Source organism: Actinomyces stomatis (assembly GCF_031292835.1).
GTDB lineage: Bacteria > Actinomycetota > Actinomycetes > Actinomycetales > Actinomycetaceae > Actinomyces > Actinomyces stomatis.
In genome coordinates this window covers 85863-103905 of sequence record NZ_JASPEP010000001.1, presented here as the reverse complement: position 1 = coordinate 103905, position 18043 = coordinate 85863, and the positions used below count along the sequence as shown (strand labels likewise).

Genomic DNA, 18043 nt, shown 5'->3' with positions numbered 1-18043 from the left:
CGGGGCATCCCAGGTGCTGGCGACTCGCTGCTCGAACGGACGCGGACCAGGCAGCGGGCGAAACGGCTGAGATGACAGAGCGATGTCTTACGGCGCCCGAGGCGTATCAATGGAGAATTCTTAGCCGCAGCACCCGGCAGCCGGCTGGACGCGGCCGCGGAGAATTATGAACGATTGTGAGCAGCAGAACTCCTTAATGAGTCGAGCGTCACGTTTCATCATGCTCGCCGCGATCGGTGACGTCCCCCAGCGCTCCTTCGAAGGCGTCCCGGAAGGCGGCTGCCAGGCGCAGCGGGTCGTGGTGGCACAGGGCCTCGCCGGTGCGCACCTGGCGCAGGACGACGGTGGCCCCCATGGCTGTGGCCACCGCTTCAAGATCAGCGACGTCCTCAACGGTGGAGGGGTCGGCCAGCACCACGTCCAGGCGCAGGTCGGGCGCGTACTGGCGCAGGACCCGTAGGTGATCGGCGATGGTCATCCCGTCGGTCTCGCCCTGCTGAGCGGAGAGGTTGAGGACCACGACCTTGCGGGCCGAGGTGTTCACCAGCGCACGACGCATGGACGGCAGGATGAGGTGCGGCAGCACTGAGGTGTACCAGGAGCCGGGCCCCAGGACCACCCATTCCGCCTCATCGATGGCGCGCAGCGCCTCTGGGTGGGCGTCGGCGTCCTCGGGAACCATCACCACGTTCTCCAGACGTCCGCGGGCCGAGGCCACCGCCACCTGCCCACTGACCCGGCGCCGGTTCCCTCCGGAGACGATGTCGGCCTCGATGACCAGGGGTGAGGAGGACATGGGCACGACGCGACCGTGGATCGTCAGCAGGCGCCCCACCCAGTCGAGCCCTGCGACCTCGTCCCCCAGCAGCTGCCACAGCGCCAGGATGAGCAGGTTCCCCAGAGCGTGGTTGTCGAGCTCGCCCTGTCCCTCGAAACGGTGTTGGAGCACGTCTCGCCAGGTGAGGCCCCACTCGGAGTCCTCGCAGAGCGACGCCAGCGCCATTCTCAGGTCTCCTGGCGGCAGGCAGTCGAACTCCCGGCGCAGGCGTCCTGACGAGCCGCCGTCGTCGGCGACCGTGACGACGGCGGTGAGCCGGTGGGTGACGTGACGCAGCGCGCGGAGTGTGGCGGACAGACCGTGCCCGCCCCCCAACGCGACGATGGCCGGTCCCTCCTCACCGCGGCGGGGCCAGCCCGCCACATCGATCGTTGTTCCCACTGCCTACTCCCGTCCCAGGTCACGGTGCTGAACAACGACCTCGAAGCCTCCGCGCCTCAACCTGGCCCCGAGCCTCTCCGCCGAGGCCACGGAGCGGTGCTTGCCGCCGGTGCAGCCCACAGCCAGAGTAACGTGAGGCTTGAGCTCATCAATGTACTGCGGAAGCGCAGGGATGAGCAGGTCGGCGTACCCGTCGACGAAGGCCGCCGCCCCCTTCTGTGCGAAGACGTAGTCGGCCACTGGTGCGTCACGTCCGGTGAGGTGTCGCAGCTCGGAGACCCAGTAGGGGTTGGGGATGAAGCGCACGTCCAGGACGTGGTCGGCATCCAGGGGGATGCCGTACTTGAACCCGAAGGACATGACATTGATGCGCAGGGCCAGATCGGACTCGTGCGCCACGAGCTCACGTACCCGGCGGGCGAGGTCGTGGACGGAGTAGTTGGAGGTGTCGATGACGCTGTCGGCCACGCCCCTCAAGCCGCCCAGGAGAGTGCGTTCATGCTCGATCCCGTCGAGGACGGAGCCGTTGCCCTGCAGCGGGTGGGGTCTGCGGGAGGACTCGAAGCGTCTGACCAGGACGGCGTCGGAGGCGTCCAGGAAGATGAGCCTGACGTCGGTGCCGTTGTTACGGACCTTGCGCAGATAGTCCATGAAGTGGGAGAAGAACTCGCGACTGCGCACGTCGACGACTGCGGCCAGACGGTGCACACCGGCGCCGACCGTCGTCATCATTCCGGACAGGGCGGGCAGCAGCTGGGGCGGCAGGTTGTCCACGACGTACCAGTCGAGGTCCTCCAGCGCGTTGGCCGCGCGCGAGCGTCCCGCCCCGGACATGCCTGTGACAATGATCAGCTCGGGACGTTCTGCCGGCGGAACCGGAGGGGTCGCCTCATCGAGTGCGGGGATCTCGATGGGAACCGTGTCCTGAAGCCGCTTGCGCTTGACGGAGGAGGGCTGAGGGCGACGCTCGTCATGCATGCCCCAAGCATCGCACGTCCAGGTCGGTCCACCCGTCGCCGACGCCGGTTTGCCGGTAGCGTTTCATCATCGCCAGTACTCACTGCCGCCGGTTCCCGGCGCCCGACACCAGGAGGCCCCATGAGCCCCTCCCCCATTGCCGACCAGGCGCACTCGCTCCCGTGCGAGTCCCAGGAGACCGCGATGCGGCAGCCCACAGCTCCGGTCCTGGGCACACCCTGGACCAGCAGCGCGACGAAGGTGGCGCTCCTGGGCGCCGGCGAGATCGGCAAGGAGGTGACGATCGCACTCAGCCGCCTGGGGGTGGAGGTCACGGCGATCGACCGCTACGAGGGGGCTCCAGCGCAGCAGGTGGCGCACAACGCCCTGACGGTTGACATGAGTGACCCCGAGGCGCTGACGGCCGCTATCCGCGCCAGCGGCGCCGCCATCGTCGTCCCCGAGATCGAGGCGCTGGCCACCGATGCCCTGGCGGCGCTGGAGAGCACCGGCGAGGTGCGGGTGGTGCCGACCGCCCGTGCGGTGCAGCTGACGATGAATCGTGAGGGAATCCGCCGTCTGGCGGCTGAGGAACTGGGACTGGCAACCAGTCCCTACGCCTTCGCCTCGTCCTTGGACGAGCTGCGGGCGGGGGCTCAGCGTGTGGGCTTTCCGTGCGTGGTCAAGCCGGTCATGTCCTCGTCGGGTCACGGCCAGTCGGTGGTGCGCGGACCTGAGGACCTGGAGGCGGCCTGGCGCTATGCGGCGGCCGACGGACGGGTCGACAGGGGCCGGGTCATTGTCGAGGGCTTCGTGCGTTTCGATACCGAGATCACCCTGCTCACAGTGCGCTGGCGTCATCCAGCCACCGGGGAGACGGTGACGGGCTTCTGCGAGCCGATCGGGCACCGGCAGGTCGATGGGGACTACGTGGAGTCCTGGCAGCCGCAGCACCTGAGCCCGGTTGCCCTGGAGCGGGCTCAGCAGCTGGCTGAGAACGTGACCACGGCACTGGGCGGTTGGGGCCTGTTCGGGGTGGAGCTGTTCATCTGCGGGGAGGAGGTTCTCTTCTCCGAGGTCTCTCCGCGCCCGCACGACACCGGTCTGGTGACGCTGGCGAGCCAGCGCCTGAGCGAGTTCGAGCTGCACGCCCGTGCCCTGCTGGGGCTGCCCGTGGACACCTCGCTGCGCTCCCCCGGAGCCTCGGCGACCATTAAGGCGACGGGCGAGTCCGTCCCTGGTGAGGGCGTGAGCTTCTCGGGTCTTGATGAGGCGCTCGCTCAGGAGGGCGTGGATCTGAGGCTCTTCGGCAAACCCGTGGCCCACGAGGGGCGTCGTCTGGGGGTCGTGGTGGCCTACGCCGATGACGTCCAGGCCGCTAGAGACCGGGCCCAGGCCGCGGCCCGGGCGATCCGTCCCAGCGTCTGAGCCAGTCGCCCGGGCTGCGGAATCTCAGTGACTACTCCTGCGGCGGTTCCTGCGTCGGGGGCACGAGGGAGGCGCCGTTGGAGGCGATGACGTCGCGGTACCAGCCGAAGGACTTCTTGCGGTAGCGGGCCAGGGTGCCGTTGCCGTCGTCGTCGCGGTCGACGTAGATGAACCCGTAGCGCTTGGACATCTGGGCGGTGGAGGCCGAGACCAGGTCGATGCAGCCCCAGGAGGTATAGCCCAGGACCTCGACGCCGTCGGCGATGGCCTCGGCGACCTGGACCAGGTGATCGTTCATGTAGGCGATGCGGTAGTCGTCCTCGACCGTGGCGCCGTCAGGACCGGCAACCAGGACGTCCTTGGCCCCCAAACCGTTCTCGACGATGAACAGGGGCTTGCCCCAGCGGTCCCAGTAGTCGTTCAGGATGGTGCGCAGGCCCGCCGGGTCGATCTGCCATCCCCACTCGGAGGCTTCGAGGGTGGGGTTGGTCACGCCGCCCATGAGGTTGCCCCGGCCGGCCTCGGCCGACTGGGTGACGGTCTCGCACACGGACATGTAGTAGGAGAAGGAGACGAAGTCGACGGTGTGCTCCCGCAGCAGCGCACGGTCCTCCTCGGTGATCTCCAGCTCGATGCCCTTGTCCCGCAGGGTCCGCCACAGGTAACCGGGGTACTCACCGCGCACGTGCAGGTCCCCGAAGGCGTAGTTGGCGCGCTCGGCCTGCTTGGCCGCCCACACGTCCCGGGGATCGGGGGTGAGCGGGTAGGTGGGCACGGCCAGGATCATGCAGCCGATCCGGATATCGGGGTTGGTCTCGTGGGCGATCCTGGTTGCGGCCGCGGAGGCAACGAGCTCGTGGTGGATGGCCTGGTAGAGGTCCTGCTCGCTGAGCCTGCCCTTCGGCGTGGCGATGCCGCCGGACAGGAAGGGCTCGTGGAGGACGGAGTTGATCTCGTTGAAGGTCAGCCAGTACGTGACCCGTTTGCCGTAGCGCTCGAACAGGGTACGGGCGTAGCGCTCGAAGAAGCCGATGAGGCGCCGGTCGGTCCAGCCGTTATAGGTGCGCGCCAGGTGGAGCGGGGTCTCGTAGTGGCTGATGGTGACCAGCGGCTCGATGCCGTGCTTCTCGAGCTCATCGAGGACCCGGTCGTAGAAGGCAAGCCCCTCCTCGTTGGGCTCAGTCTCATCGCCGAGCGGGAAGATGCGGCTCCAGGCGATGGAGAAGCGGAAGACCTTGATTCCCATCTCCGCCAGCAGGGCGATGTCCTCGACGTAGCGGTGATAGAAGTCGATGGCCTCGAGCTTGAGGTTGTCCGGCGTGGGGGCCTGGGTGGGCGGGGCCATGATGCCCCGGGGCATGACGTCCTGGACGGACAGACCCTTGCCGTCCTCGTTGTAAGCGCCCTCGATCTGATTGGCGGCGGTGGCCCCGCCCCACAGGAAGCCGGCGGGGAAGCGCAGGTCGGGGTCAGGCGATGGCACAGTCATAGCTCCTCATCCTCTGTGTCTTCTGCCAGGTGGCAAGTTCAGAAGGCTCCGGGTCCGTGACCGCCCCTACCATGATCGCACTGACGGCTGTGCCGATCCGCGCCTCACGGCAGCGTCTGGCCTCAGTCCTGAAGGCCCACCATGACGGAGGAGGCCTTGACGACGGCGACTGCCTTCTTACCCTCTGCCAGCTCGAGCTCCTCGATGGCCGTGTTGGTGATGGAGGAGGTGATGATGACGCCGGGGGCGACCTCGATCTTGACGACGCCGTTGACGGCACCCTTCTCAATGGAGACGACAGTACCGGGCAGCTGGTTGCGGGCAGAGATCCTCATACGGGGTTTCCTTTCGAGTTGACGTCAGTCCAGCACATCGTGAAATCACACTACTGTTGAGTATCTGGACTGTTGAGGTGAGCCAAGATAGTACCTGCCAGAGCCGGTCCGATGCCCTTGACACGGGTGATGTCGTCCACGTCGGCCTGCCGAATGCGTTTGACCGAGCCGAACTCACGCAGCAGGGCGGCCTGACGAGCCGGTCCCAGGCCGGGGATCCCGTCCAGCACGGAGCGGGTCATGCCGGCCGAGCGCTTCTTGCGGTGGTGGGTGATGGCGAAGCGGTGGGACTCGTCCCGGAGGTGCTGGAGTAGGTAGAGGGCGGGCGACGTGCGTGGCAGGATGACGGGGAACTCCTCCCCCGGCACCCATAACTCCTCCAGACGCTTGGCCAGGCCGATGAGCGGGACGTCGATGCCGAGCTCGTCGAGCACGGCACGCGCGGCGTTGACCTGCGGCAGACCGCCGTCGACGACGACGAGTCCGGGCGCGTAGGAGAAGCGCCGGGCCTTGCCGGTCTCAGGGTCGATAGGACCGGAGGCAACGGCGATACCCTCGGCGTCCTCGATCTCCTCGGCAGCGCGGGCGGCCGCCTCGCCCTGTCCCTGCTCAGCGATGAGCCGTTTGAACCTCCGGGTGAGGACCTCGTGCATGGCTGCGGTGTCATCAGTGGCACCGTTTCCGTCCTGGCCGCGCACGGTGAAGCGGCGGTAGTCGGACTTGCGCGGCGCACCGTCCTCGAAGACGACCATGGAGCCGACCTGATAGGTGCCCTGGGTGTGGGAGATGTCGTAGCACTCGATGCGCAGGGGCGCCTCGGCCAGGTCGAGGGCCTCGGCGAGCTCATCAAGGGCGAGGGTACGTTGGGTGAGATCCCCCGCCCGCCGGGTCTTGTGCAGCCGCAGAGCCTCCTCTGCGTTCTTGCGCACCGTGTCCATGAGGGCGGCCTTGTCGCCGCGCTGCGGAACGCGCAGGTCTACCTTCGCGCCGCGCAGGCCGGCCAACCAGGCCCGCACGGTGGCGGCGTTGCTGGGCATCTCGGGAACCAGGATCTCCCGGGGCACCGCGGTGGTGGCCGTGTGGGCGACGTCGTCGACGCTCGTGGCCGCCGACTCGCCGTTGCGCCTGGGGGCCTCGCTGCTGGAACCGTTGGGACCGCTGCGGGGCTGGGGGCTGGAGGGGGCGCGCTCACCCACCCCGACGGAGGTGGTGGTGCCCGAGGAGGCGGGAGCGCCCCTCTGGTGGACGGCACCGGCGTCGGCGGGATCGACGAGGGAGGCGTAGACCTGCTCGAGAAGGCGTTCGATGAGCTCGGCGTCCCCGGCGTCGTCGATGAGATCGACGACCCAGCCGCGCTGCCCGCGCACCCGGCCGCCACGGACGTGGAAGACCTGGACGGCGGCCTCGAGCTCGTCGCGGACCAGGGCGAAGACGTCGGCATCGGTGGCGTCGGGCAGGACGACGGCGTTGCCCTCGATGACCTTGCGCAGGGCGGTGGCGTCGTCACGCAGACGAGCGGCCTTCTCGAAGTCGAGGGCGGCGGCTGCGGCTTTCATCTCAGCCTCGACCTGACGCAGGTAGGGGCCGGTGCGGCCGGCCATGAAGGCGCAGAAGTCCTCGGCCAGCGCCCGATGGTCCTGCGGGCTGATACGGCCCACGCAGGGGGCTGAGCACTTATCGATGTACCCCAGCAGACAGGGACGCCCCGAGGCCTGGGCACGGCGGAAGACACCGGCGGAGCAGGAGCGCACCGGGAAGACTCGCAGCAGCTGGTCGACGGTCTCACGGATGGACCAAGCCTGGACGAAGGGACCGAAGTAGCGGGTTCCCGGTTTGCGGGCCCCGCGGACCACCTGGACGCGGGGGTGGGTCTCCCCCATCGTCACCGCCAGGTAGGGATAGGACTTGTCGTCCTTGTACATGACGTTGAAACGGGGGTTGAACTCCTTGATCCAGGAGTACTCCAGGGCCAGGGACTCCACCTCGGTGGACACGACCGTCCATTCCACGGCACATGCGGTGGTGACCATCTTCTGGGTGCGCGGATGCAGGGCGGCAAGGTCCTGGAAGTAGCTGGACAGACGCTGACGCAGGTTCTTGGCCTTGCCGACGTAGATGACGCGTCCCTGCCCGTCCAGGAACCGGTAGACCCCCGGGGATGTGGGAATCTCGCCCGGGGCAGGACGGTACGTCGAGGGGTCGGCCATGCCCGTTAGGGTAGACGCCAATCATCCTCGTCCACGACACATGGCCCAGCAGCCGGTCGCCGCCAGTCCCAGAGGGACCCCGGAACAACGGGAGGCCCGAGCCGTGCCGGCTCGGGCCTCCATCATGGTGGTGGGCGATACTGGGATCGAACCAGTGACCTCTTCCGTGTCAGGGAAGCGCGCTCCCGCTGCGCCAATCGCCCGAGGTGGGTACCGGATTCGAACCGGTGTAAACGGCTTTGCAGGCCGGTGCCTAGCCTCTCGGCCAACCCACCATGAGATGCTGGGGCTGGGCGCTCCCGGCTCCTCGGAGCGGATGACGGGACTCGAACCCGCGACCCTCACCTTGGCAAGGTGATGCTCTACCAACTGAGCCACATCCGCATGATTCCTCACGGTCCGGCCGAACCGCTCGGTGCTGGAAAACCATAGCATCACGATCACAGTGACAGGCAAACAGCATCGCGGTGATTCACCTCACCGGGCAGCCATTTGCTCCGGGGACGCAGGCCTGACTATGGTTAGCGCCGCACCGGGCGATTGGCTCAGGGGTTAGAGCGCCTCGTTCACACCGAGGAGGTCACTGGTTCGATTCCAGTATCGCCCACCACAGCACCCTGACACCAAGTTGACAGTACCCGCCCCCAAGGGCGGGTACTTTTACATCACCCCGCTCTGCAAGCAGACGAGCAAAGGCGAGCTCAGAATCAGCCTCCCACTATGGATACCGTCACAGTCTCCGCTCGACTGTCACGATTCGACGCGCCGATGTGTCTGATGGGTATGAGTCCAACGCATCGCACCACCATCGTCATCATCGGCGCCGGGTACGCCGGGATCATGGCAGCCAACCGGATTGCTTCTCACCCAATGGCCACCGCCCTCACACGTGTTCGCCTCATCAGTGCCTCGGCACACCTTGTCGAGCGTATTCGTCTGCACGAGGCTCTTCGTGCTGAAGAAGACCCGGTACGGCCCTTGTCCGAGCTGCTCAACCCAGCCATCGACGTCGTCATCGACCGCGCGACGAGCATCGATCGCAAACGGGGTGTCGTCCATCTGTCCGACGGCGCCCCCGTCCCCTTCAACCAGGTCGTCTTGGCGACCGGCAGCACCAGCCGGGCACCTGCTGGAGCACTGCCGATCTCCGGAATCGCCGATCTGCAGCCGCTTCGAGATGAACTCGTCGGCTCTTCACACACGCGCATTCGCGTCGTCGGAGGTGGTCTCACCGGGATCGAGACCGCCGCGGAACTTGCTGAGCAAGGATTCGATGTTGAGATCGTCGACTCCGGTACCGTCGGCTCCCACCTCGGCGTACGAGCCCGCAAGCATGCCTCTCGCCAACTGCGTCGGCTGGGCTGCACGGTGACCGACGACCAGATGTGCCAGCCCGAGCCCGGTATGGTCACCATATGGACCGCAGGTTTTGCACCGGTCACTGTTCCATGCGATCCACCAGTGTCGACCTCTTCCGACGGGCGCATCGTGGTCAACAGGTTCCTACGCTCCCCCGACGACCCCAGGATTACCGCGATCGGCGATTGCGCTGCGCCTCCGGCCCCGCATCTACGCCCTAGCTGCGCCTCAGCCCTGTCTCTGGGAGCCGTAGCCGCTGACATTCTCATCTCCGACGTACTGAAGACCCCACCGCCGTCCAACACGGGGGTCGGTTATGTCATGCGCTGCGTCTCGCTGGGACGCGACCACGGCCTCGTCGAGCACGTAAGTCCGGACGACGTTCCCAACGGTCCCGTCCTGACGGGGAGAATGGCCCGGCGAGTCAAGGACTGGGTCATGGACCGCACTACTCAGTGGTTGATCGAAGAGGCTCAGCGCTCCGGCTCATACCGCATCGTGAGAGGCCCAGCTCAATGACTGCTTCCGACCAACCCACAGATATGGACGACAGGTCCGGTCAGGATTTCGAGGAACATCGCGCCGTTCTGTTTACTCTCGCCTACAGCATGCTCGGTAGCGCGGCGGAGGCCGAGGACATCGTGCAGGAGACATGGCTGCGCCGCCAACGCGTCAGAGAACCGGTCCGGCAGGAGCGCGCGCTGCTGTGCCGTATCGCCACACGCTTAGCACTCAACGCGCTGCGCTCCGAGGCCAACCGGAAGGAGTCCTACCTGGGACCGTGGCTTCCCGAGCCGGTCGCCACCGAGGCAGAACTGGCCGACGACCTGATCCTGGCGGAGACGGTCTCTGAGGCGACGCTGACGGTACTGGAGACCCTCTCCCCCGCCGAACGCGCAGCATTCCTCCTGGTAGAGATCTTCTCCCTGTCATCGGCGGAGACCGGTCGCATCATCGATGCATCCGACACCGCCGTGCGCCAGCTGGTGCACCGTGCACGCACCCGGCTGCAAGAAGGACGAACACACCGACGCGCCACCCCCTCTCCCGAGCTGTGGACCGAGCTGACCAGCGCCATTCGCTCGGGAGACTTGGCGGCCACCATACGCCTGCTGGCTCCTGAGGCGGTACTCGTGTCCGACGGTGGAGGCCGGGCCTCAGCGGCACGCCGTGCCGTCCGAGGCGCAGAGTCCGTGGCCCGCTTCCTTATCGGCATCGCCGCGAAGACGCCACAGTTCGATGTGGCGCCGGCGCGGCTCAACGGGGAGCTCGCAGCCGTGGTCAGCAGTTCCAGGAACGTAGAGTTCGTGGTCTTCCTGGTTGCTTCGGAGACTGGTGTTCAGCAGGTTCTCATCGTCCGCAACCCCGATAAGCTCATGCGCATCGACAAGCCTGTGAGACTGTCCCGCTGACCTCGGCACGATCCGTCGTCAGATATGGACGCCGTCGGCGATCCTTCCGGGCGAGCCCTCCGCTTCCACGTGCGCCTCACCGGTGGCGACGACGCCGGAACCGAAGGTCCAGTCGCCATCCACGGTCAACGACCGCGCATCCTTGATGGAGGGGACGCCCTCGGGGAACCGGGCCTCGAAGTCCTGGATCTTCTTGTAGAACCGCGGGTCGAGATTCACGGTACAGGCCTGCTCCGGGACCATCTGCAGCAGGCCGTCGTCGTCCAGCTCGTAGACGTCCGAGCGCACCAGCAGCAGATCGTTGGTGGTCTTGACCGGCAGGAACCGGGAACGTGGTACCTCGATGGCGGTCGCCCCCTCGAAGGCCTCCACGGCGGCCCCCATGGCGGTCTCGAGCTGAACGACCGGTGTCGAGGAGGAGTCGGCGGGGTCCACCGTCTTGCTGTTCTTGATGAGCGGCAGCCCGAGGATCCCTCCCCGTTCGACCAGGGTGTCGCGTAGCACCTTGAGGTCGAACCAGAGGTTATTCGTGTGGAAGAAGGGGTGGCGGAACTGGTCGGTGAAGTAGTGCATCTGGTCATCGGGCGTCTGCGCCGTGTCGCGCAGGATGATGCGTCCGTCGCTCTTACGCACGGCCAAGTGGCCGCCCTTGACGTCGGCCGGCGTACGGCGGCACATCTCCGGGGCATAAGGAGCACCGGAGGCGGCGAACCAACCGGCGATCCTGGCCGAGGGCGCCGCGCCGAGGTTGTCGGAGTTGGCGGTCATGGCGTACCGATACCCCTGCTCCAGGAGGGCGTCCAGCAGACCGGAGGCGAGCAGGGCGGTGTAGATGTCGCCGTGCCCCGGAGGACACCACTCGAGCTCGGGGTCGGCCTCCCACTCCACGGGAGTCAGATCATCAGCGCGGAGCTTGGGCTCGCGGTTCTGCAGGAAGTCCAGGGGCAGGCCGTCAACCTGGATCTCGGGGTGCCCGGCCAGCACCTCGAGGGAGTCCTCGCGGGTGCGGAAGGAGTTCATGAGGATCAGCGGCAGGCTCACACCGTAGCGCCGACGCGCTGCCAGAACCTGATCGACCAACAGGTCCAGGAAGTTCTTGCCGTCACGTACCGGCAGAAGGGACTTGGCGCGATCCAGGCCCATCGAGGTGCCCAGGCCCCCGTTGAGCCGGATGAGGACCGTCTTACTCAGCGCCTCGCGAGCCTCCTCCTCACTGACCTCGACGTCAGCAAGGGAGTCGATCTGCGTCAGGGGCTCGATAGTCTCCTCGGGGATGAGACCTGTGGCTCCCGCCTCCAGGGACTGGTAGTAGTGGGTGAAAACCGTGATGGCCTGCTCGGCGACACCGGCGTCGCGCATCTTGTGCTGGGCTGCAGTGAGTCCGTTCTCGCTCATGACGCGCAGCCTATCCCAGCCTGACCGTTCTTGTGGAACTTTGTTCGACTCTGTTCGTTCTCGCGCAACCAGTCTTCTCCTCGTTCCCAAGTTGTCCACAGGGTACTTGTACCCCCTTCACGACATCGACGACTCCCCCTTACTCTCAGAAGAATCGGTTGAGTGACACGTGCTTACCGCCGAGCACCGAGTGACGAGGAGAACCGTCATGTCCGTACCGCCCCCTGTCGGCCCGAATATCGCCGTGGTCCTGCAGCGACTGGACCTCATCGAGAGGAAGATCGACTGGCTCGCAGAACGCGTCACCTGGCTGACTTACTCCTCCGCCGCTCCGATGCAAGGCAGCAGCGGCTCTCCCGCCACAGCGAGGAGCAGCAGCCCCGTTGCCACGTCGAAGGAGACTGTGGCCACCGACACCACTGAGGACCACCGTGCAGGAGTCCCGCCCACGCGCACTCCGCTCCAGGCCGAGACGACACCGCCCGCGAGCACCCCGGAGGCGAGCCGGACCACCGACCTCCCCCTGCAGCACCTCAACGATCCCATCGCTCAGACCCCCGTCAACGGGGCCCTCCTCGATGACCAGACCGCCCACCCCACGACGGCCACGGCTTCGGACACCCCACGAGCATCCCGGGACGAGGCGCCGCCGGTCCAGCGTCATCCGGAGCCGACCCCCATGGAGCCCGCGCCAGCCTCGGCTCCTTGGACCAGTCCGGACCCGATGCGTCATGCACCCGTCGCAGGCAACGCCCCTCATATGCAGGGAACCAATCAGGCGGGACCGGCCGGGACCGGCCAGACACGCAGCGCCGGGGCCGAGAAAGTCCCCAGCTGGACCCAGCGGGCAATGCGGGAGGGCAACCTCGGACGCTATCTGCTCTCCGGCGCCGCAGCAGTACTCGTCCTGTCTGCCGGGGTCAGTCTTCTGGCCCTCGTCTGGGATTCCATTCCCAACCCGATCAAGATCCTGGCGCTGGCACTGATCGCTGTCACGATGACAGCGGCCGGCGCCCGGCTGGGGATCAGTCGTCCCCGTCACCGTGTCGCCGCGGCCACGATCACGGGCACCGGTGGGGGACTCGGCTTTGTTGCCGTCGTGGGAGCCGTTCTTCTCGACGGAATGCTCAATCCGGAGCCCGCCCTGGTACTCATGGCCTGCTGGGGGCTCGTGCTTCTGGCCGTGTCCCACATGACACGAGTGCTGTTCACCGCCGTCATCTCCACCCTCGGAGCCCTGGTGACCATCGGGTTCGCAGTCAGCCACGTGGTGCGCCAGCCACAGGCCGCGCTCATCACGTGGCTGATGATCACTATCTACGTCACGGTGCTGGCACTGACCTGCACCGTCCTATCTCGCGCTACAGGGCGGATGAGGCTGGCCGCGTGGTATCCGGTGACGTCGATGGTGGCGACGGCGACAGCCCTCATCGCCGCTCCGATGCAGCCAATGCTGCGGCTGTCCACCGTCGGCGGTACCGGCATCACTCTCATCCTGTGCCTGCTACTGGTGTGTCAGACGATGCACGCCAGCACACGGCTGTGGAGCATCGGTGTCGAGACCTCCGGCTGGGACTGGGGCCCAACGGCGGTGGTCCTCCTGCTGGCGTTCAGGAACCTGTTGATGGGGCAGAAGAGTCTCCACCTGGCGCACAGCGTCATCGTCATCACCTTCCTCCTCGAGCTCCTCCTGCTGGCCGCGGCGGCACTCGCGATACTCCCGGTCTATTGCCCCGCTCGCTGGCGCCGCGCCATGGCGATCGGGCACGAGGTCGCATTCTTCCCCCTCGCACTGGTCGGGATGACGATCACTGGCGACCCCAGGGCCTATCTCTTCGTCATTGTGGCCGCGATGTTGTGCCTCCTTCCTGCCGTCTTGAACGGAAGAGTGGAGCCGCCCCCGATCCTGGCCCTCCTCGGGACGGCACCGATTCTCACGCCCCCGGGCACTGTTTACTCCCGCGGCGACGCCTGGTCGCTGATCATCTCCGTGGTGCTTTCTGCGCTCATGGTGATCGTGGCCGAGGGTCTCGGTGACCGAGTCGCAGACAGCTCTCCGGTCCCGACCCCATACCCCGCGGCTTCACGTGTTCAGCCACGGGTGCTGGCCCTGCGGGCGGCACTGGCGGCGATGGCCTTCAATATCGCCGTCGTCGTCCCGTTCCTGGGATCCGGCCTCGTGGAGGACTCCCAAAACACCTGGGCGGCCCTGCGCATGGTTCCGGGTCTGGTGACGATCGCACTCATCGCTCTGGGGGCGTTGTCAAGCGGAGCCACACCTCTCCGAGTGCTCACTGGGCAGTGCCGAGGCGCCCGCTACCGGGTGGGTCCTCACGGTCAGGCCTTGCCCCACCCAGCAGGACAGCAGTCAGGAGCACCAGCACCGTCGTGGATCCTCTCAGGGATAGTGGCCGTACTGGCGCTGCTGACGCTGTCGTGGGCCGAGGATGCCTCCTCTTCGATCTGGATGCTGCTGCTGGTCGCCGTCGCCCTGGGGGTGGGGGCATGCGCCACGTGGCTCCTGCTTCCCTGGCGGCGGTCTGCGGAGGTGTGCCTGAGCCTTGCGATCGGCAACTCGCTGCTCATGTGGCTCTCAGTCATGGTGGCCACCGACGTCGGCCCGGGTTCGGTCCTCATGTCAGTACTGGTACTGCTGACGGGCGGAGCCTGCATCGTCCTCGGGTTCGGGGCGCGTCTGACGATCCTGCGCCACTACGGACTGACCCTGGTGCTCCTGTCCGTGCTCAAGCTCGCCGTTATGGACGTGGCCTCGCAGAACTCGATCATTCGGGTCATCTCGCTGGCGGCCGCAGGCGTCGTCTGCTTCGTCCTCTCGCTGCTCTACAACCGCTTCGCGCAGGACCAGCGTCGCGAGAGCGACCAGGTCCCCATGGGTCCTGGGAGCATTTGAGTGCGGCGGGGAGCCGACGTCGAGCTATCCAGCAGAGCCGGACCGGAGCGGGCAGAGGCGTCAGCTGCGGGCGGCCTCCAGCACCGGGGCCAGGAACTGGCCGGTGTAGGACGACTCGGTGGCCGCCACCTTCTCCGGGGTGCCGGCCACAACGACGGTTCCCCCGCCCTTGCCACCCTCGGGCCCCATGTCGATGACCCAGTCGGCGTTGGCGATGACGTCGAGGTTGTGCTCGATGACGACCACGGAGTTGCCCTTGTCCACCAGTCCCTGAAGCACCCCGAGCAGCTTGCGGATGTCCTCGAAGTGCAGCCCAGTGGTCGGCTCATCCAGGACGTAGATGGTCCGGCCGGTGGAACGGCGCTGAAGCTCGGTGGCGAGCTTGACGCGCTGGGCCTCACCGCCGGAGAGCGTGGTGGCCGACTGGCCCAGGCGTACATAACCCAGCCCAACCTCCACCAGGGTGTTGAGGTGACGGGAGATGACTGAGGAGGCGGAGAAGAACTCGGCTGCCTGGTGAATGGTCATGTCCAGGACGTCGGCGACTGTCTTGTCCTTGTAACGGATCTCCAGGGTTTCCCGGTTGTAGCGGGAGCCGTGGCAGACCTCGCAGGGCACGTAGACGTCAGGTAGGAAGTTCATCTCGATCTTGAGCGTGCCGTCACCCTTGCAGGACTCGCAGCGTCCGCCCTTGACGTTGAAGGAGAAGCGCCCGGGTCCATAGCCCCGCACCTTCGACTCGGGCACGGCCGCGAAGATCTTGCGGATGTGGTCCCACACCCCGGTGTAGGTGGCGGGATTGGAGCGGGGGGTGCGCCCGATCGGCGACTGGTCGACATGGACCACCTTGTCCAGGTGCTCCACACCCCGCACCGTCTTGTGCCTGCCGGGTACGCCGCGGGCGCGGTTGAGCCTGTTGGCGAGCACCTGGAAGAGGATGGAGTTGACCAAGGAGGACTTTCCCGATCCGGAGACGCCGGTAACAGCGGTGAGCACGCCGAGCGGGAAGGAGACGGTGACGTCCTTGAGGTTGTTCTCACGGGCGCCGACGACGGTGACCTCACGACTCTTGTCCCGCTTGCGCCGAGTGACGGGGATCTCGATCTGACGGCGCCTGGCCAGGTAGTCGCCGGTGACCGAGCCCTCGGCTCCGGCCAGGCCCTCGATGTCACCGGAGTAGACGACCTCACCACCCAGCTCGCCGGCTCCAGGACCGATGTCAACGATCCAGTCGGCCGAGCGGATGGTGTCCTCGTCGTGCTCGACGACGATGAGTGTGTTGCCCAGGTCCCGCAGCCGCTGAAGAGTCTCGATGAGTCGGGTGTTGTCGCGCTGGTGCAGACCGATGCTGGGCTCGTCCAGGACGTAGAGGACACCCACCAGGCCAGAACCGATCTGTGTGGCCAGGCGGATGCGCTGGGCCTCGCCTCCGGAGAGGGTGGCCGCACCACGGGCCAGGCTGAGGTAGTCCAGACCCACGTCCACGAGGAAGCCCAGGCGCGCGTTGATCTCGGTCAGGACGCTGCCGGCGATCTGGGCGGCCTGGCCGCTGAGGTTGAGGTCGGCCAGGAAGTCTCGGGCCTCGCTGATCGGCAGCTCGCACAGCTGTGCGATGGACAGCTCGCCCACGCGCACGGCCAGCACCTCGGGCTTGAGCCGAGCCCCGGCACAGACGGGACAGGGGATCTCACGCATGTAGGCCTGGTAGCGCTCGCGGGACCAGTCGGACTCGGTCTCGTCGTGCTTGCGCATGACGTAGTCGAGGACCCCCTCGAAGCCGGTGGAGTAGATGCGCTCACGCCCCCAACGGTTGCGGTAGGTGACCTTGACCTCGTAGTCCTTACCGCGCAGGATCGCCTCCCTCGCACGCGCCGGCAGGGCGCGCCAGGGGGTATCGACGTCGAAGGACAGCTCCTTGCCCAGGGCCTCGAGCTGGCGGGTGAAGTACTTCTGGTGGCTCGACCAGGGGGCGACGGCGCCCTCGGCCAAGGTCAGCTCCTCGTCGGGGACGACGAGCTCGGGGTCCACCTCGAGCCGGGTACCGATTCCGGTGCAGGCGGGGCAGGCGCCGTAGGGGGCGTTGAAGGAGAAGGTGCGCGGCTCCATCTCGTCCAGGGCCAGGGGGTGCTCGTTGGGGCAGGCGCGCTTCTCGGAGTAGCGCCGCTCCCGATCGGGGTCGTCCTCGGGCAGGTCGACCTGCTCGATGATGACCAGGCCCTCTGCCAGGCCGAGCGCCGTCTCCACCGAGTCGGTGAGGCGCTGGCGGATGCCCTCGCGGACAACGAGCCGGTCGACGATGACCTCGATGTCGTGCTTGAGACGCTTGTTGAGTGTCGGGGGGTTGTCGAGGCGCTCGGAGGTGCCGTCGACGCGCACACGGTTGAAGCCGCGACCGCGCAGCTCGCCGAAGAGCTCGGAGTACTCGCCCTTGCGTCCACGTACCACGGGGGCGAGAACCTGGAAGCGAGTGCCCTCGGGCAGGGCGCGGACCTGGTCGACGATCTGCTGCGGGGTCTGAGAGGAGATGACGGCGTCACAGACCGGGCAGTGCTGGATACCCGCCCGTGAGTACAGCAGACGCAGGTAGTCGTAGATCTCCGTCACAGTGCCCACCGTGGATCGGGGGTTGCGCGAGGTCGACTTCTGGTCGATGGAGACGGCGGGGCTCAGGCCCTCGATGAGCTCGACATCGGGCTTGTCCATCTGGCCGAGGAACTGACGGGCGTAGGAGGACAGGGACTCCACGTAGCGGCGCTGCCCCTCGGCGAAGATCGTGTCGAAGGCGAGAGAGGACTTGCCCGATCCTGACAGCCCGGTGAAGACAATCATCGTGTTGCGCGGCAGGTCCAGGTCCACGCCCTTGAGATTGTGCTCGCGGGCCCCACGGATGATAAGAGAGTCGTTCACGGGATTCGAGTCTAAGGGTTGACTGCACGTCCTGCGCGTCGCACATGTGTTCGACGCGTCTCATACCCAGGGCACCGGAAGAATGCCAGCGCTCCTGTGTTCAGGCCACGGCCGGGCCCTCGCCTCTATGCTGAGGCCATGAGCAAGATCTACGCCGTCGAGTACCGCTACGTCACCGACAAGGACGAGGAGATGGCCGCCGTTCGCCCCTCGCACCGCGCCTTCAACGGTCGCCTGGCCGATGAGGGCCTGCTGCTGGCCGCCGGCCCCTACGTGGGCACCCACGACGCCCTCATCGTCGTGCGCGCCGAGGACGAGGCCGGAGCCCTGTCCCTTCTTGAGGACGACCCCTTCCAGCAGGCCGGTTTCATCTCTGAGCGCATCCCGCGCGAGTGGAACCCGGTCATCGGGGTCCTAGCCTGAA

At 66.9% G+C, this 18043-nt stretch carries 12 protein-coding genes and 4 tRNA genes; 6 read left to right on the top strand and 10 right to left on the bottom strand.

Annotation, left to right across the window (positions count from 1 at the left end; translation table 11 throughout):
• Positions 1-208 precede the first annotated feature (208 nt).
• Both RIV12_RS00445 and rapZ read right to left on the bottom strand, forming a co-directional pair.
• The gene (locus RIV12_RS00445) at positions 209-1219 is read right to left on the bottom strand and encodes a gluconeogenesis factor YvcK family protein (RefSeq protein ID WP_075417571.1); all 1011 of its coding nucleotides are present in this window, start codon (positions 1217-1219) and stop codon (positions 209-211) included.
• A 3-nt stretch (positions 1220-1222) separates the two neighbouring features.
• A complete protein-coding gene (rapZ, locus tag RIV12_RS00440; RefSeq protein WP_075417572.1) occupies positions 1223-2197 on the bottom strand; it encodes an RNase adapter RapZ in 975 nt (324 codons plus the stop codon).
• A 120-nt stretch (positions 2198-2317) separates the two neighbouring features.
• Between rapZ and purT the strand changes: the two genes are divergently transcribed.
• Positions 2318-3604: a formate-dependent phosphoribosylglycinamide formyltransferase gene (gene purT, locus RIV12_RS00435; protein ID WP_309321530.1), complete on the top strand. Its 1287-nt coding sequence runs from the start codon at positions 2318-2320 to the stop codon at positions 3602-3604.
• A gap of 31 nt (positions 3605-3635) precedes the next feature.
• On the opposite strand, the gene RIV12_RS00430 is transcribed toward purT, so the two are convergent.
• From RIV12_RS00430 to RIV12_RS00405, 6 genes are all read right to left on the bottom strand, one after another.
• Positions 3636-5093 carry a glycoside hydrolase family 1 protein gene (locus tag RIV12_RS00430; RefSeq protein WP_309321528.1) on the bottom strand — a complete coding sequence of 486 codons (1458 nt, stop codon included), beginning with the start codon at positions 5091-5093 and terminating at the stop codon, positions 3636-3638.
• A 122-nt stretch (positions 5094-5215) separates the two neighbouring features.
• Positions 5216-5428, bottom strand: coding sequence for a TOBE domain-containing protein (locus tag RIV12_RS00425; protein WP_009393315.1), 213 nt, complete (start codon positions 5426-5428; stop codon positions 5216-5218).
• 50 nt (positions 5429-5478) lie between these two features.
• On the bottom strand, positions 5479-7635 hold the full coding sequence (gene uvrC / locus RIV12_RS00420) for an excinuclease ABC subunit UvrC (protein ID WP_309321526.1): 2157 nt from the start codon (positions 7633-7635) through the stop codon (positions 5479-5481).
• Positions 7636-7763: 128 nt separating this feature from the next.
• Positions 7764-7838, bottom strand: a tRNA-Val gene (locus RIV12_RS00415).
• 1 nt (position 7839) lies between these two features.
• A tRNA-Cys gene (locus RIV12_RS00410) sits at positions 7840-7910 on the bottom strand.
• Positions 7911-7946: 36 nt separating this feature from the next.
• Positions 7947-8019, bottom strand: a tRNA-Gly gene (locus RIV12_RS00405).
• A gap of 150 nt (positions 8020-8169) precedes the next feature.
• Here RIV12_RS00405 and RIV12_RS00400 point away from each other — a divergent pair.
• From RIV12_RS00400 to RIV12_RS00390, 3 genes are all read left to right on the top strand, one after another.
• Positions 8170-8245 (top strand) — tRNA-Val (locus RIV12_RS00400).
• Positions 8246-8418: 173 nt separating this feature from the next.
• Positions 8419-9513: an NAD(P)/FAD-dependent oxidoreductase gene (locus tag RIV12_RS00395; protein WP_309321524.1), complete on the top strand. Its 1095-nt coding sequence runs from the start codon at positions 8419-8421 to the stop codon at positions 9511-9513.
• Positions 9510-10406: a sigma-70 family RNA polymerase sigma factor gene (locus RIV12_RS00390; RefSeq protein WP_309321522.1), complete on the top strand. Its 897-nt coding sequence runs from the start codon at positions 9510-9512 to the stop codon at positions 10404-10406. Before RIV12_RS00395 ends, RIV12_RS00390 begins: the two co-directional genes overlap by 4 nt.
• An 18-nt stretch (positions 10407-10424) precedes the next feature.
• Here RIV12_RS00390 and RIV12_RS00385 read toward each other — a convergent pair whose 3' ends face one another.
• Positions 10425-11801: a UTP--glucose-1-phosphate uridylyltransferase gene (locus RIV12_RS00385; RefSeq protein WP_309321520.1), complete on the bottom strand. Its 1377-nt coding sequence runs from the start codon at positions 11799-11801 to the stop codon at positions 10425-10427.
• Positions 11802-12009: 208 nt separating this feature from the next.
• Between RIV12_RS00385 and RIV12_RS00380 the strand changes: the two genes are divergently transcribed.
• A complete protein-coding gene (locus RIV12_RS00380) occupies positions 12010-14712 on the top strand; it encodes a DUF2339 domain-containing protein (protein ID WP_309321517.1) in 2703 nt (900 codons plus the stop codon).
• Positions 14713-14772: 60 nt separating this feature from the next.
• On the opposite strand, the gene uvrA is transcribed toward RIV12_RS00380, so the two are convergent.
• Positions 14773-17619 (bottom strand): excinuclease ABC subunit UvrA, encoded by a 2847-nt coding sequence (gene uvrA / locus RIV12_RS00375; protein WP_075417579.1) that lies wholly within the window; start codon positions 17617-17619, stop codon positions 14773-14775.
• Between the two features lie 138 nt (positions 17620-17757).
• Between uvrA and RIV12_RS00370 the strand changes: the two genes are divergently transcribed.
• Positions 17758-18042, top strand: coding sequence for a YciI family protein (locus RIV12_RS00370; protein WP_075417580.1), 285 nt, complete (start codon positions 17758-17760; stop codon positions 18040-18042).
• Position 18043: the final 1 nt, after the last annotated feature.

Excerpts from the sequence above, each read along its gene's own strand:
- rapZ (WP_075417572.1), bottom strand. The coding sequence starts at position 2,197 with ATGCATGACGAGCGTCGCCCTCAGCCCTCCTCCGTCAAGCGCAAGCGG.
- purT (WP_309321530.1), top strand. The coding sequence starts at position 2,318 with ATGAGCCCCTCCCCCATTGCCGACCAGGCGCACTCGCTCCCGTGCGAG.
- RIV12_RS00430 (WP_309321528.1), bottom strand. The coding sequence starts at position 5,093 with ATGACTGTGCCATCGCCTGACCCCGACCTGCGCTTCCCCGCCGGCTTC.
- RIV12_RS00425 (WP_009393315.1), bottom strand. The coding sequence starts at position 5,428 with ATGAGGATCTCTGCCCGCAACCAGCTGCCCGGTACTGTCGTCTCCATT.
- uvrC (WP_309321526.1), bottom strand. The coding sequence starts at position 7,635 with ATGGCCGACCCCTCGACGTACCGTCCTGCCCCGGGCGAGATTCCCACA.
- RIV12_RS00395 (WP_309321524.1), top strand. The coding sequence starts at position 8,419 with ATGAGTCCAACGCATCGCACCACCATCGTCATCATCGGCGCCGGGTAC.
- RIV12_RS00390 (WP_309321522.1), top strand. The coding sequence starts at position 9,510 with ATGACTGCTTCCGACCAACCCACAGATATGGACGACAGGTCCGGTCAG.
- RIV12_RS00385 (WP_309321520.1), bottom strand. The coding sequence starts at position 11,801 with ATGAGCGAGAACGGACTCACTGCAGCCCAGCACAAGATGCGCGACGCC.
- RIV12_RS00380 (WP_309321517.1), top strand. The coding sequence starts at position 12,010 with ATGTCCGTACCGCCCCCTGTCGGCCCGAATATCGCCGTGGTCCTGCAG.
- RIV12_RS00370 (WP_075417580.1), top strand. The coding sequence starts at position 17,758 with ATGAGCAAGATCTACGCCGTCGAGTACCGCTACGTCACCGACAAGGAC.